Origin of the sequence: Phenylobacterium sp. (assembly GCF_036264965.1) — a bacterium.
Taxonomy (GTDB): domain Bacteria; phylum Pseudomonadota; class Alphaproteobacteria; order Caulobacterales; family Caulobacteraceae; genus Phenylobacterium.
The window spans coordinates 1-12,954 of record NZ_DATAPY010000012.1 but is presented as its reverse complement, the minus strand read 5'-3'; the positions used below and the strand labels follow the sequence as shown (position 1 = coordinate 12,954).

The 12,954-nt window shown below is 67.3% G+C and carries 14 protein-coding genes; 6 read left to right on the top strand and 8 right to left on the bottom strand.

The genetic code is table 11. The features are described 5' to 3' along the window. Positions 1–83: 83 nt before the first annotated feature. A complete protein-coding gene (locus VHS75_RS01065) occupies positions 84–818 on the top strand; it encodes an SIMPL domain-containing protein (protein ID WP_329636751.1) in 735 nt (244 codons plus the stop codon). Here the strand turns inward: VHS75_RS01065 and VHS75_RS01060 are convergent. After that, entirely contained in the window at positions 815–1,282 is a 468-nt protein-coding gene (locus VHS75_RS01060) for a hypothetical protein (protein WP_329636750.1), read from the bottom strand. The genes VHS75_RS01065 and VHS75_RS01060 overlap by 4 nt on opposite strands. A gap of 54 nt (positions 1,283–1,336) precedes the next feature. Further along, complete coding sequence (locus VHS75_RS01055) at positions 1,337–2,194, bottom strand: alpha/beta hydrolase (protein WP_329636749.1); 858 nt, start codon at positions 2,192–2,194, stop codon at positions 1,337–1,339. 163 nt (positions 2,195–2,357) lie between these two features. Here VHS75_RS01055 and VHS75_RS01050 point away from each other — a divergent pair, with 163 nt between their 5' ends. After that, positions 2,358–3,608: a serine hydrolase domain-containing protein gene (locus VHS75_RS01050; protein ID WP_329636748.1), complete on the top strand. Its 1,251-nt coding sequence runs from the start codon at positions 2,358–2,360 to the stop codon at positions 3,606–3,608. A gap of 24 nt (positions 3,609–3,632) precedes the next feature. Here VHS75_RS01050 and VHS75_RS01045 read toward each other — a convergent pair whose 3' ends face one another. Continuing rightward, positions 3,633–3,983, bottom strand: a complete 351-nt coding sequence (locus VHS75_RS01045; protein ID WP_329636747.1) for a hypothetical protein — start codon at positions 3,981–3,983, stop codon at positions 3,633–3,635. A gap of 138 nt (positions 3,984–4,121) precedes the next feature. Between VHS75_RS01045 and VHS75_RS01040 the strand changes: the two genes are divergently transcribed. After that, complete coding sequence (locus tag VHS75_RS01040) at positions 4,122–4,343, top strand: flagellar basal body rod C-terminal domain-containing protein (RefSeq protein WP_329636746.1); 222 nt, start codon at positions 4,122–4,124, stop codon at positions 4,341–4,343. A gap of 34 nt (positions 4,344–4,377) precedes the next feature. Here VHS75_RS01040 and VHS75_RS01035 read toward each other — a convergent pair whose 3' ends face one another. The 4 genes from VHS75_RS01035 to VHS75_RS01020 all read right to left on the bottom strand — a co-directional run bounded on the left by VHS75_RS01035 (position 4,378) and on the right by VHS75_RS01020 (position 7,633). Then, positions 4,378–5,217, bottom strand: coding sequence for a DUF6644 family protein (locus VHS75_RS01035; protein ID WP_329636745.1), 840 nt, complete (start codon positions 5,215–5,217; stop codon positions 4,378–4,380). Next, a complete protein-coding gene (locus tag VHS75_RS01030; RefSeq protein WP_329636744.1) occupies positions 5,214–5,855 on the bottom strand; it encodes a DUF6644 family protein in 642 nt (213 codons plus the stop codon). The genes VHS75_RS01035 and VHS75_RS01030 overlap by 4 nt, the downstream gene beginning before the upstream one ends. A gap of 341 nt (positions 5,856–6,196) precedes the next feature. After that, positions 6,197–6,655, bottom strand: coding sequence for a DUF6152 family protein (locus VHS75_RS01025; protein ID WP_329636743.1), 459 nt, complete (start codon positions 6,653–6,655; stop codon positions 6,197–6,199). An 87-nt stretch (positions 6,656–6,742) separates the two neighbouring features. Further along, positions 6,743–7,633 (bottom strand): hypothetical protein, encoded by an 891-nt coding sequence (locus VHS75_RS01020; protein WP_329636742.1) that lies wholly within the window; start codon positions 7,631–7,633, stop codon positions 6,743–6,745. Positions 7,634–7,762: 129 nt separating this feature from the next. On the opposite strand from VHS75_RS01020, the gene VHS75_RS01015 reads away from it, so the two are divergent. Next, on the top strand, positions 7,763–8,383 hold the full coding sequence (locus VHS75_RS01015) for a TIGR02466 family protein (RefSeq protein WP_329636741.1): 621 nt from the start codon (positions 7,763–7,765) through the stop codon (positions 8,381–8,383). 46 nt (positions 8,384–8,429) lie between these two features. On the opposite strand, the gene rpoD is transcribed toward VHS75_RS01015, so the two are convergent. Further along, positions 8,430–10,370, bottom strand: coding sequence for an RNA polymerase sigma factor RpoD (gene rpoD / locus VHS75_RS01010; protein ID WP_329636740.1), 1,941 nt, complete (start codon positions 10,368–10,370; stop codon positions 8,430–8,432). 625 nt (positions 10,371–10,995) lie between these two features. Here rpoD and VHS75_RS01005 point away from each other — a divergent pair. Next, positions 10,996–11,460, top strand: coding sequence for a (2Fe-2S)-binding protein (locus tag VHS75_RS01005; RefSeq protein ID WP_329636739.1), 465 nt, complete (start codon positions 10,996–10,998; stop codon positions 11,458–11,460). Then, positions 11,457–12,954, top strand: a 1,498-nt coding sequence (locus VHS75_RS01000) for a xanthine dehydrogenase family protein molybdopterin-binding subunit (protein ID WP_329636738.1), incomplete at its 3' end; no start/stop codon positions are given. The genes VHS75_RS01005 and VHS75_RS01000, both read left to right, overlap by 4 nt.

Here is a 12,954-nt window from a genome sequence, read left to right as displayed (position 1 = left end):
CACGCGCCGCGGGGGCCTTAAAGCTTGCGTTCATCCGCGTTCTGCGACGCTTGGCGCGCTGGGCGTGGACGATGGAGACTGAGATGAAGACCTTCCTGCGCACCGGCGCGCTCGGCCTGCTCCTGGCGGGCGCGGCGATATCGTTCGCGCGAGCCGAGCCTACGGCGCCCGGCGCGGAGACCCTGTTCCGCGCCACGACGCTCAATCTGGCCGCGCAGGGCGAGACGAAGGCCGCGCCGGATATGGCCGCCATCGGCCTGGGCGTGACCGCCGAAGGGCCAACCGCGGCCCAGGCGCTCTCCGATAACGCCGCGCGGATGAGCCGGGTGCTGGCCGCGCTCAAGGCCGCCGGCATCGCGGACAAGGACATCCGCACGTCCGGGCTGAACCTCAACGCCCAGTACGCCTATGCGCAGGGCCAGGCGCCGCGACTGACGGGTTATCAGGCGACGAACCAGGTGAGCGTCACCGTGCGCAATCTGGCCCGTCTGGGCGCGGCCGTGGACGCCACGGTGGGCGCCGGCGCGGACCAGGTGAACGGGGTCACATTTGGCTTGGCCGATCCGACGGCTGCGGAGAACACGGCGCGCGAGGCGGCGGTCCGCGCTCTGCAGGCCAAGGCCGAGCTCTATGCACGGGCCACCGGCTACCGGATCGCGCGGCTGGTGTCGCTGAGCGAGGGCGGATCGTCGGACGGTCCGCGCCCGCCCGTCCCGATGATGGCCATGGCGCGCGCCCAGAAGGTCGAGACCCCGGTCGCGCCGGGCGAACTCGATATCCGCATCGAGATCGCTGGGGTCTACGAGCTGACGCGCTAGAGGCCGGCGTCCTTGAAGGCCGAGGCCAGGCGATCGGCCATCATCCGGCCGGGGAAGGCGCGGTCGCCCTCCATCATCGCAGCATAGACCAGGCCCTTGCCGGGGATCGGGCCCGAGGCCCAGCCCACGCCGCGAGAGGCGTCGGAGGTGGAGCTGCAGCTCAAGGTGCGCGGCTGGCCATCCTTCAGGGTCGCTTTCAGGAGCTGGTCGAGGGTCTGCTGCTCCGTCGCACCGGCCCCGGCGCAGGCCGGCAGGGGCCGGGCGCAGGCGGTGTGGGTGTTGTAGCGGTAGACCAGCTTGCCGCTGCCCTGCTCGGCGATCAGCAGGCAGGACGCCGGGTCGCCGATGGCGCGCGAGACCGCCGCGTCCAGCGTATCCTTGTCGACCCCCTTGGGCGCGCCGGGCGAGCAGGCGCCGAGCGCCAGGAGGGACAAGCCGAGGACGGCGACGCGGGGGAACGACATGCCTCCCCAATACGCAGGAAGCGGCGCCGGTTCAACGCGCGGGCCTTTTGCTCCCTAACCGGCGTGGGCGTGCAGGAATTCGCTCATCTGCTGCAGCACCGGGGCGCGGCCGCGGAAGGGGCGCGAGAGCGCCAGCACCATGCGCACATGATCGATGTCGGGGTAGTGCTCCTCCTGCACCTCGACGCCGGCGGCGCGCAGCTTGGCGGCGAGCTTCACCGTGTTCCTGGGGAAGACGATCGTGTCCTGGTCGCCGGTGGCCAGGAAGGCCGGCGGCGAGTCCGACGTGACGAAGCTGGTGGGCTGGGTCTGCGCCAGGTCCGTCGCCTCGCCGAAGGTGCGGATGGCGATCGGATCGGTGAGCGGCAGGAAATCGTAGGGTCCGGACAGGCCCGCCAGCGCCTTGATATGCCTGGGATTGACGCCGGCGGCGGTGAGGTAGCGCCGATCGAGCGCGATCATCGCGGCGTTGTAGGCGCCGGCCGAGTGGCCCACCAGCACAATGCGCCCCGGATCGCCGCCGTACGCCGTGGCGTGATCCTGCGCCCAACGCACGGCTCGCGCCCCGTCCTCCAGGAAGCCCGGATAGCGCACCGCCGGATAGAGGCCGTAGTCGGGGACGACGGTCACAAAGCCGCGCGAGGCCAGCGCCTGGCCCACCCAGCTGTAGTCCTGCCGCCGGCCGGTGTCCCAGGACCCGCCGTAGAAGAACACCGCCACCGGCGTCGCCTGGCCCGCCGATCGCTGCGGCGCGTAGACGTCCAGCCGCTGGTGGGCCGCCGGGCCATAGGCGACGTTGCGCGCGCTGCGCATCGCCGGATCCTTGGGCGTGAAGGTCGCGAACATGCTGAGCGGGGCGCAGGCCGCCGTCAGGGCCGCGCCCACGGCCGCGAGGCTGAGCCGGCGGGTCATTCGTCCAGTGTCCGTCATCGTCCTTGAGCTAGGTCAGGCCCGCTTGCGCGGCAACCATGGTTACGTCCCGGCCCATCTTTGGGACGCGCTTGACGCGGCTGCCGCGCGCCTGACCAATGCCAACCTGAACGCCGATCACCGGCAAGCACAGGGAGTTGAGGCCATGGACGGCGATCAGGCGGATGGCGGCTTTGTGCAGGCAGGGCTCGCGCAGATCGCGCCGGCGCTTCAGGCGGTGGCGGATGCGGGCGACCTCTCCGGCTTCGTCACCCTGATCTGGCGCAAAGGCCAGGTGGTCCAGGTCGACGCCGTCGGCCATCGCGACGTCGAGGCGGGCCTGCCGATGGCCCGCGACACCCTCTTCCGCATCGCCTCGATGACCAAGCCGGTCACCTCGCTCGCGGCGTTGATGCTGTGGGAGGAAGGCAGGCTCAAGCTCGACGACCCGATCACCAGGTGGCTGCCCGAGTTCGCCGACATGGCCGTGCTGAAGGATGCCGGCGGGCCTGTGGACGCGACCTATCCCGCGCCGCGTGACATCACGGTCGAAGACCTGATGACGCACCGCTCGGGCCTGGCCTATGCGTTCACCTCAACAGGGCCGATCGGCGAGGCCTATGAGGCGGCGCTGGGCCCGCCGTTGGGCGGTCACCTGACGCCGGACGAGTGGCTGAAACGGCTGGGAAGCCTGCCGCTCTCCTATCCGCCGGGCGAACGCTTCCACTACAGTCACGCCACCGAAGTGCTGGGCTTCCTGGTCGCCCGCATCGAGGGCAAGCCGCTCGGCCAGGTCCTCAAGGACCGCATCTTCGGACCGCTCGGCATGGCCGACACCGACTTCTGGTGTCCGCCGGAAAAGCGCGACCGGATGGCCAAGCTCTATCGGATCGATCCGGAAACCGATCGGCTGCAGGACGTCTCCTTCCCGCACGTCGACGCCCAGCCGGTGTTCGAGCCGGGCGGCGGCGGCCTGATCTCCACCGCCGACGACTATCTGAAATTCGCCCGCCTCTTGCTTGGCAAGGGCGAGGTCGATGGCGTGCGGCTGGTGAAGGCCTCGACCGTTGAGATGATGCGCGAGAACCGGCTGACCGAGGCTCAGCGGCAGATCCCCTTCATGGGCTTGCCCTTCTGGATGGGTCAGGGCTTCGGCCTGGGGCTGTCGGTGATCCTGGACCCGCAGGCCCAGGCTTGGGCGGGCCCGAGCACCAAAGGGGCGTTCAGCTGGCCGGGCGCCTTCGGCACCTGGTGGCGGGCCGACCCTGAGGAGGACATGGTGGCGATCTACCTGATCCAGAATTCCATGCCGCTCGGGCCGGACGCCGCCGCGCAGGTCGCCGCCAGCCCGCGCCTGGGCGGACGCCTGGCCCTGCTCACCTTCCTGAACCTTCTCTACGGCGCCCTGGGGAGATAGCCGTCGGCCCCTCAGGCCCTCGGGTCAGCCGCTATGCGGCGCCACGCACATCGGCTGGCCATGCCAGGTGGCGCCGACCAGGCTGCCGTTGCTGATCGCCTTCAGGCGGGCCTGGACGTAGTCCATGCTCTCCGGCGGCGCCTTGACGCCCGGCGGGCACAAGGGCGCGGTCACCTGCCGCGTCGCGCCGGGGCAGATGCAGATATCCTGCTGCTGGTTCAGCCGGCTGGCGTCCTGGCCTCGGCAGTGGACTAGTTTCTGGTGGCCGCTGCCGTCCAAGCAGATGCTGGTCGAATTGCGGTCCAGCGTGTCCGCCGAGGCGAGGCCGGCGCTAACGGCCAGGGCGGCCGAAGCGAGAAGGATGGAAAGCCGCATGGCGTGTCTCCGTCTTGGTTCCCCGTACAGCGCTATTGAGCCGCCGATCTGACGCACGCGTCAACCGCCGCCAAATATCGCCGGCGTTCACCACAAATTCTCGCGATAGCTTAACCGTGGGACGGGCAGACTGGCGCTATGGACCCGATCTCCACCGCCCGCTACGGCATGATGGCCGCCGCTCAGCAGCTCACCGCCTCGGCCAGCCGCATCGCGGCCGGCGGCGCCAGCGGCAGCGTCGACTACGCCTCCGAGGCGGTGACTACGATCCAGGCCTCCACGGCCTTCAAGGCCGACGTGGGCGTGATCAAGATCGCCGACCAGATGTGGCAGTCCCTGCTCGATATCCAGTCGAACTGAGCCCGCCTTCGCCCAGTCTTACGGGCGCCAGGGGCTACTGGAAGGCGATCCAGCGCCCAGCTGCCGCGCCCAGCACCCACACCAGCATCGTCGAATAGTCCACCAGCTTGGTCAGCGGCCCACCCTCTTCGCCTCGGCCGCGGAAGAGCGTGATCAGCGCCGTCCCCACGATCCAGACGCCGTACAGCGCCGTGTAGGTCTTGTTGACCGGGTTCAGGTGGTCGTAGTCGTCCGGCTTGAGGATGAAGTGGGTCTGGACGAACTGGGCTGCGATCAGGGCGACCATTCCGGCGATATAGCCCCAGCGCAGCCGGCCGCGCGTCACCGGGATCAGGATCAGCGCCGCCGCCGTGATCACGTGATAGATGCCCACGTCGATCAGGTCTGTCGTCGAGAACATCCACAGATCGATCAGGAAGATGGCGCCGCCGATCGCGAACCAGATCTTGGGCATGAGCCCCACCGCGCCGTTGGCCGCGGCGACCGGACGGCTGACGCCATAGGTCAGGATGATGCCGGACAACAGCGCCATCATCTTCACCGTGAAGGCTGAGCTGTCGTAGAGCTTGGTCGCATTGGCCGCGCCGATCAGGAGGCCGGTAGCGACGATCCCGATCACGCCCACGTTCTGCCAGAACCTCAGATTCCGGTAGATTTCGGCCGGTTCTTCCTCGGTCACCCCGGCGCCCAGCAGGCGCAGGTTCATCAGGATCGTCGTGCCGCCGATCATGATCAGCGACAGGATGTGGCCAACCTCCCAGGAGGCGTAGCCGAACTTCGGACCCTTGACCCAACTCCCTGGCGGGATGTCGCCCAGGGTGTCGACCCACGCCTTCGCCTGGGGGAAGAAATGTTCGAGGTTCATGCTGCTCATGGCTGCGCCTTCCACATCTGCGCGTCGAAGCGCTGCCCGGCCATGTTCTCTTCACCCTTCTCGGAGGTCTTGCACTGCTGCACCCAATTGATGAAATCCGGCTGTGGCTTGCCGCAGTCGTACCAGTTGTAGGGAATGAACCGGCCACAGATGATCACCAGGGTCCAGAGGACCAGCGATGCGGCGGCGGACATCCGCGCTGCCTTCGGCGGCGTCTCGTCGGCGTCCCAGCTCCCCTGCGTCGCCTGCACCCGGCCGTGGAAGACCACGATGTTGAGCAGGGCCAGCGCCAGGAAGACCATTTTCACGAGGAACTGGACGTTGTGGTAGTAATAGATCGGCTTGGCGAAGAGCAGGCCCGTCCCCGTCAGCACCACGAAGACGAAGCTGTAGATGGTCAGCGGCAGGATCGCGTCGCTGATCGTTGAGACCTTGGTCTTGCGGAAGGTCACGCCCAGCAGGCGCAGGTCCACCACCATGATGGTGCCCGCGAACAGCATCAGGGCGATCAGGTGGGTGCCTTCCAGCAGGCTCCAGAAGTTCAGCGAGCCCAGCAAGGCCTCGCTCCACGACTGACCGTCCGGCGATGGTCCCTTGCCGAGCGTATGCTCCAGCCAGTTCAAGAATGCGCCGATCATCGGCGCCGCTCCTGATATCCGTTCATTCCATTCCCCAAGCCTTCGGCGTCAAATCGCCCGGCCAAGCCTTGCGCACACACACCGACGTTAGCCGGCAATCAAGCAGCGTACGGTTCCCGCGCCGTTACGCATCCGTTACAGGGCAGAATTCTAAGCCTTTTCCAAGCGGAACCGTCAGGCCTGCTGAGAAGCCGCATCCGACAGGCTCGGGGCGAAGGCGCGCCCGAAGCGCTCCCTGTAACCTGCCGTAACCCACCACCGAGCCGCCGCTCGCGGCCGAACCCGGCGACAGAAAAAAGGGGGGCGAAACCGCCCCCCTTTTGAATTCCAGCGTCAGCCGACTACGGCTTCTCGGTCGCGTCCGCGCCATCCTTCGGCGCGCCCGTGCCGGACGAGCCCATGAACAGCTTGCGGCCGTCGGGGAAGGTCACGTCGCGGCCGTTGGCCTTGCAGATCGGCGTGCAGGCCTTGTCCTTCGACTGATAGCCGCGCACCACGATCTCGGTGCCGACCTTCAGCGAGTTCCGGTCGATGCCGGCGCGCAGCAGGGTGTTGGGCGTGCCGCCCTCCACCATCCACTCCACCTGGGCGAAGTCCGGGTTGGTGTTCTGCACGTGGACCCAGGCGTGCGGATTGATCCACTCGACCTTGGTCACCTTGCCGCGCAGCAGAACCGGCGACTTGCCGTCAAATTCGGCGGCGAACGCGTGGTGGGCGACGGCCTGGGTCACGCCGATCGAGGCGGCGGCCAGGAGGCCCACGGAAATCACAGTAGGGACAATGTAACGACGGAAGTTCATTTGGGCGTCTCCAGCGGAGGAATGCTGCGTTCTTAGCATCTTCCCGCGCCGCATTCACTGCGACGAAGGAGGACAGGGCGGATCAGATCACTTCAGCGGCTCTTTCCGCAGGTGACCGTACATCAATTCTTCGACGAATTCGACGCACTTGAACTGTTGCAGGCGCGCGTCCTCGCCGACGTGCTTGTAGAGGTTCATGCTCATTTTCCACGGGCGGGTGAAGATCTCCGGATCGGTGATCTCCGCCTCGTAGCGCATCACGCCGGGGCCGGTGGGAGTCCAGCGCTCGACGACCTTCATGTCGCCGGTGTGGTAGTTGCCGGCCCGGTCGAACCAGGTCGAGTCGAGCATGCCCGTGACGACGACGACCAGGGTGTCGCCTTCCCAGTGGGCCACCGATTGGCCCATCCAGCTGTCGACCGGCGCCGGGCCCGGATCCTTGAACTGCAGGTTGCGCACCGCGCCGGCATATTCATAGGCGATCAGGGTCGCGCTCTCGGATTGGAAGATCTGGAACGGCAGCGACATGTAGTTGGCGCGCGGCACGCCGGGCAGGTAGCACTTGATCTCCGGATCCTTGTGGATCCAGTCGGCCTTGTTGGCGTCGCGGGTCTTCAGGGCGTCGGGCTTGTAGGGGATCGCGCCCCCTTCGACCACGCCGAGACCGGCGGGCACCGAGCCCACGGCGCCCAGCGCCAGGACTTCCTTCGCCGGCACCGGCACGACCGGACCCGGGCGCATTTGCAGCGCCGCGCTCGACGCATGCGGCTCGATGTTGAAGTTGGCGGTGTTCATCACCTGCCAGACGCCGTTCAGGTCGGGATGCTTGCCGTCCGGACCGCGCGGCGCGCGATAAGCCACCGTCTTGCCCGCGGACTTCGTCGCCGCCGGCTTGGCCTTCGCCGGCGCAGTCTGCGCCTGGGCTTGGCCGCCAATCACCGCACCGGCCAACGCCAGCGCCAACATGGTTCTGATCATATTCGCTCCCCAGTTCCCCCCTGCCCTCGACGTGGCAGAGTCATATTTCTCAAATTTCTAACGGACGTTTGGACGAAGCGCCAGCCGCCCTGACTTTACAATGTGTCGCTTGCAGATTAGCGCGCCCCCATGACGCCGCGTTCTCTGTTTGCGACTCCGGTCTATGAAGCGTCGCTTAGCACGCACCGGAGTTTCGAAAATTTCAGGTCCGAATTGGAAGACGCCTGTCAGATGCTGGCGGCGGAGGACGCGGCCGGTCGCGCCTGGTGCAAGGCCAACGGCTACGGCGGTTACACCTCTTACGCCTCGCTGGACGACCTGCCGACCCGGGCCAGCGTGTTCGGTGAGCTGAAGACCCTGCTGGACCGCCACGCCAGGACCTTCGCCGAGGCGCTCAGCTTCGACCTGAAGGGCGGGCGGCTGAAGCTGGACAGCCTGTGGGTCAATATCCTGAAGCCCGGCGCCGCGCATTCGGGCCACATCCATCCGCACAGCGCCATCTCCGGCACGGTCTATGTGGCCACCCCGCCGGGCGCCAGCGCGCTGAAGCTTGAGGACCCGCGCCTGCCGCTGATGATGGCGGCGCCGCCGCGACGAACCGACGCGCCGGAAAGCGCCCAGACCTTCGTCTACCTGCAGCCGGAGCCCGGGACGATCCTGATGTGGGAAAGCTGGCTGCGCCACGAAGTGCCCGCCAATCGCGCCAGGGCCGAACGCATCTCCATCAGCTTCAACTACGGCTGGCGTTGAGCCTCAAAAGCAAAAGGCCCCGCCGGAGCGGGGCCTTCGTAATCGCTTAGCTGTCCAGGAAACTCCGCAGCTTCCGGCTCCGGCTCGGGTGCTTCAGCTTGCGCAGGGCCTTGGCTTCGATCTGGCGGATGCGTTCCCGGGTGACGCTGAACTGCTGGCCAACCTCTTCGAGGGTGTGGTCAGTGTTCATGCCGATGCCGAAGCGCATACGCAGCACGCGCTCTTCCCGCGGCGTCAGCGAGGCCAGCACGCGGGTGGTGGTCTCCCGCAGGTTCGACTGGATCGCCGCGTCGATCGGCAGGATCGCGTTCTTGTCCTCGATGAAATCACCCAGGTGCGAGTCTTCCTCATCGCCGATCGGGGTTTCGAGGCTGATCGGCTCCTTGGCGATCTTCAGGACCTTGCGGACCTTTTCCAGCGGCATGGCCAGCTTTTCGGCCAGCTCTTCCGGGGTCGGCTCGCGGCCGATCTCGTGCAGCATCTGGCGCGAGGTGCGGACGATCTTGTTGATCGTCTCGATCATGTGCACCGGGATGCGGATGGTGCGCGCCTGGTCGGCGATCGAGCGGGTGATCGCCTGACGGATCCACCAGGTGGCGTAGGTCGAGAACTTGTAGCCGCGGCGGTATTCGAACTTATCGACCGCCTTCATCAGGCCGATGTTGCCTTCCTGGATCAGGTCCAGGAACTGCAGGCCGCGGTTGGTGTATTTCTTGGCGATCGAGATCACCAGACGCAGGTTCGCCTCGACCATTTCCTTCTTGGCCTGGCGGGCTTCGCGCTCGCCCTTCTGCACGGTCTGGACGATGCGGCGGTAGTCGTCGATCGGCACGCCGGTCTCGGTGGCGAGGGCGGCGATCTCGTGGCGGATGTCGCCGATCTGGCCGTTGTCGTTCTCGGCGAACTTGGTCCAGCGGATGCCGAGCGCCTTGACCTGATCGGTCCAGTCCGGCCGCAGTTCCGAGCCGAAGTAGGCCTTCAGGAACTCGCTGCGGCTGATGCCGTAGCTGTCGGCCAGGCGCAGCAGGCGGCCTTCGAGGCCCATCAGGCGCTTGTTGATCGCGTAGAGCTGCTCGACCAGGGCCTCGATGCGGTTGTTGTTGAGCTTCAGCGTCTTCAGATGCTGGACGATGGCGCCGGTTGCGACCTGGTAGGCGGCGCGGTCCTTGTCGCTCAGGTCCTCGCCCTTCAGGCGCTGGCCGACCAGCTTCTCCTGCAGCAGGCGGAAGGCTTCGAACTCGACGGCGATGGCGTCCAGGGTGGCCATGACCCCTTCGCGGAGCTCGGCCTCCATGGCGCTGATCGTCGGGCCGGCGCCGTCGTCGAAGTCGTCGTCGCTCTCGCCTTCCGGCTGGCCCTCGACGGCCTCGGCTTCTTCCTTCTCTTCCTCGGCCTCGGCCACCGCCTCGACCGGCAGGGCCTCGACGCCGGCGTTCAGGCCGCCGTAGGTCTGCTCGAGGTCGATCACTTCGCGCAGCAGGATGCGGCCGCTTCCCAGCTCCTCGCGCCAGACCATGATGGCTTCAAAGGTCAGCGCGCTTTCGCACAGGCCGCGGATCATGGTGTCGCGGCCGGCCTCGATGCGCTTGGCGATGGCGATTTCGCCCTCGCGCGAGAGCAGCTCCACCGAGCCCATCTCGCGCAGGTACATGCGGACGGGATCGTCGGTGCGGTCGTAGGCGGCTTCCTTGGCGGTCTCGACCACCGCGGACTCCTCGCGCACGGCCACTTCGCCGCCGCCCTCGGCGTCTTCTTCCGCCTCGACGACGTTGACGCCCATCTCGCTCAACATGGCGAGCGTGTCTTCAATGGCTTCGGAGGTGACTTCCTCCGACGGCAGGACCTTGTTCAGCTCGTCCATGGTGACGTAGCCGCGGGCCTTGGCCTGCTTGATGAACTTCTTGACCGCAGCGTCCGTCAGATCGAGCAGCGGCCCGTCGCCACTGGTGGTTTCCGGCGTTTCGGCTTCGGCGGTGGTGGTGCTCATCTAAATCTCCGAGATCGGCGTCGAGCCCACCCCTGCAAGATTGGGGCGAGGCTCGGGCCGAAAATGGTTTACGGCGGTCGCACAGGTCACAGCCTTAGACCCGTCGCCCGCCCAATTCGTTCCCGTTATGATCGCGCTATGCAGTGCGCCGCGTTTGGTTTCCAGACACTGAACGGTTCCGCCACACTTCACCGGCCGCGAAGGAAGCCCCTTCACGGTCGCGTGGCGTCGTCCAGCGCCGCCGGCGAACCGGCGACAAGGCGCGACCACTGGGATCACCGCGCATCGAGGGAGGCATCTCGATCTCTGACGAGGGGCGCGCCCGATAAATCGCGGCGGCCCGAATCGATACCTGTCACAGCGCGCTAAATCCGCACGACGCCAGATGGCGTCGATGGGGCCCTGAGTCAAGGTTGGGCCGTGCGCGGAGGAAGGCGGTGAAGCTCGCCCTGAGAGATAAAATGGCTTAGTATATTGTTTTAGTTTGGATATTTTGTCGCATACGCGGCCAGATCAACTCTTGCGTGGGTCAAGGTCAAACGGGTCGCCGTCCGCTTCGGCCACCCTCCCCAGACGAGGAGGGAAGGCGTAAGCTCACGCCCGCGCCCCCGGGAGATCGCCAGTCATGATCACGCTCACCGTCAACGGCAAACGCCACGACCTCGATGTGGAGCCGGATGCGCCGCTCCTCTGGGTCCTGCGCGACGAGCTCGGCCTGACCGGCACGAAGTTCGGCTGCGGCATCGCCCAGTGCGGCGCCTGCACGGTGCAGGTGGACGGCAAACCGGTGCGCTCCTGCGTCACCCCGACGGGCTCCGTGAAGGGCCAGATCACCACGATCGAGGGCCTGTCTGCGAACCTCAAGCACCCGGTCCAGCAGGCCTGGCTGGCCGAGGACGTCCCGCAGTGCGGCTACTGCCAGTCCGGCCAGATCATGGCCGCCGCCGCGCTCCTGGCCACGACGCCCAACCCGAGCGACGCCGACATTGACGCCAAGATGACCAACATCTGCCGCTGCGGCACCTATCCGCGCATCCGCAAGGCCGTCCACCGGGCGGCGGCGGCTATGGCCAAGGGAGTTAAGGCATGAACGCCATCTCGCTCTCCCGCCGCGCGCTGGTTTTTTCCGGGCTGTCGGTGACCGGCGCCCTGGTGATCGGCGTCCCGATGACCGCCGAGGCGGCGTTGCAGCCGCCGGTGATGGCCGACGGAACCAACCCGGCCAAGGAGATGACCGCCTTCCTGATCATCGAGCGCGACAACGCCGTGACCATCCGCGTGCCGCATCAGGAGATGGGCCAGGGCACCACGACGGCCCTGGCTATGCTGGTGGCCGAGGAGCTGGAGTGCGACTGGGCCAAGGTGAAGGTCGAATACGCCTCGGCCAACCGCAATTCGCGGGCCGGCGGCAACCTCTACGGCCGGATGCAGACGGTGGGATCGAGCGGGCTGCGCACCTCGGTGAGCATGATGCAGCAGGCCGGCGCCAGCGCCCGCGAACGCCTCCGGCTGGCCGCCGCCGAGCAGTGGAAGGTCGACCCCGCCGACTGCGCCGTCTCGGCCGGCAAATGCGTGCACAAGGCCTCCAACCGCAGCCTTGACTATGGCGCCCTGGCCCCTGCCGCCGCCGCGGTGCAGCTGCCCGCGGAGCCGGCGATCAAGACGCCGGACAAGTACCAGTTGGTGGGCAAGTGGACCCCGCGCCTCGACACCGCCGCCAAGCTCGACGGCTCGGCCAAGTTCGGCCTCGACGCCCAGGTTCCGGGGATGGTCTACGCCGCGGTCTGGTCGGCGCCGGTCTACGGCGGGTCGCTGAAATCCGTGGATGACGCCGCGCTCAAGGACCTGCGCGGGATCGTCGGTGTCGTGAAGCTCAAGGACGCCGTCGTAGTGGTCGCGGACCGCTATTGGCGCGCCAAGAAGGGCCTCGATGCGCTGAAGATCGAGTGGGACGACGGCGGCTACGGCGCGGTCGATACCGAAACCCTGGCCAGCGGCTACCGCGCGGCCCTCGATAAGCCCATGGCGAGCGCCGAGAAGAAGGGCGACGCGCAGGCGGCGCTCGCCGTGCCGGGCGCGAAGCTCGTGGAGGCGGTCTACGAGGCCCCGCTCCTGTCACACTCGCCGATGGAGCCGATGAACTGCACGGTGGCCTTGAGCGCCGACCGCGCCGATGTCTGGCTCTCCACCCAGGCGCCGATGGTGGTGCTGCAGACGACGGCCAAGGAAGCCGGCCTCAAGCCCGAGCAGGTCTACGTCCACAACGCCTTCGTCGGCGGCGGCTTCGGGCGGCGCGATGCGAGCGACGAGATCATCCAGGCGATCGCCATCGCCAAGGACGTGCAGCGGCCGGTGAAGCTCATCTGGACGCGCGAGGAGGACACCCGCCACGACAATTTCCGTCCCCATGCCGTGGTGCGGTTCAAGGCCGGCGTCGGAGCCGATGGGGTCCCGACCGCCTGGTCGATGCGCGTCGTGACGTCGTCCATCCTGGCCTCGGCCAAGATGACCTTCCCCGGCCTCAAGGGTCCCGAGCCGATGGCGACCGCGGGGCTGTCCAACAACGGCTACAACGTGCCCAACA

Coding starts and splice junctions, on each gene's coding strand:
- rpoD (WP_329636740.1), bottom strand. CDS start 10,370: ATGAGCACCACCACCGCCGAAGCCGAAACGCCGGAAACCACCAGTGGC.
- VHS75_RS01040 (WP_329636746.1), top strand. CDS start 4,122: ATGGACCCGATCTCCACCGCCCGCTACGGCATGATGGCCGCCGCTCAG.
- VHS75_RS01055 (WP_329636749.1), bottom strand. CDS start 2,194: ATGACCCGCCGGCTCAGCCTCGCGGCCGTGGGCGCGGCCCTGACGGCG.
- VHS75_RS01020 (WP_329636742.1), bottom strand. CDS start 7,633: ATGATCAGAACCATGTTGGCGCTGGCGTTGGCCGGTGCGGTGATTGGC.
- VHS75_RS01050 (WP_329636748.1), top strand. CDS start 2,358: ATGGACGGCGATCAGGCGGATGGCGGCTTTGTGCAGGCAGGGCTCGCG.
- VHS75_RS01065 (WP_329636751.1), top strand. CDS start 84: ATGAAGACCTTCCTGCGCACCGGCGCGCTCGGCCTGCTCCTGGCGGGC.
- VHS75_RS01030 (WP_329636744.1), bottom strand. CDS start 5,855: ATGATCGGCGCATTCTTGAACTGGCTGGAGCATACGCTCGGCAAGGGA.
- VHS75_RS01045 (WP_329636747.1), bottom strand. CDS start 3,983: ATGCGGCTTTCCATCCTTCTCGCTTCGGCCGCCCTGGCCGTTAGCGCC.
- VHS75_RS01025 (WP_329636743.1), bottom strand. CDS start 6,655: ATGAACTTCCGTCGTTACATTGTCCCTACTGTGATTTCCGTGGGCCTC.
- VHS75_RS01005 (WP_329636739.1), top strand. CDS start 10,996: ATGATCACGCTCACCGTCAACGGCAAACGCCACGACCTCGATGTGGAG.
- VHS75_RS01035 (WP_329636745.1), bottom strand. CDS start 5,217: ATGAGCAGCATGAACCTCGAACATTTCTTCCCCCAGGCGAAGGCGTGG.
- VHS75_RS01015 (WP_329636741.1), top strand. CDS start 7,763: ATGACGCCGCGTTCTCTGTTTGCGACTCCGGTCTATGAAGCGTCGCTT.
- VHS75_RS01060 (WP_329636750.1), bottom strand. CDS start 1,282: ATGTCGTTCCCCCGCGTCGCCGTCCTCGGCTTGTCCCTCCTGGCGCTC.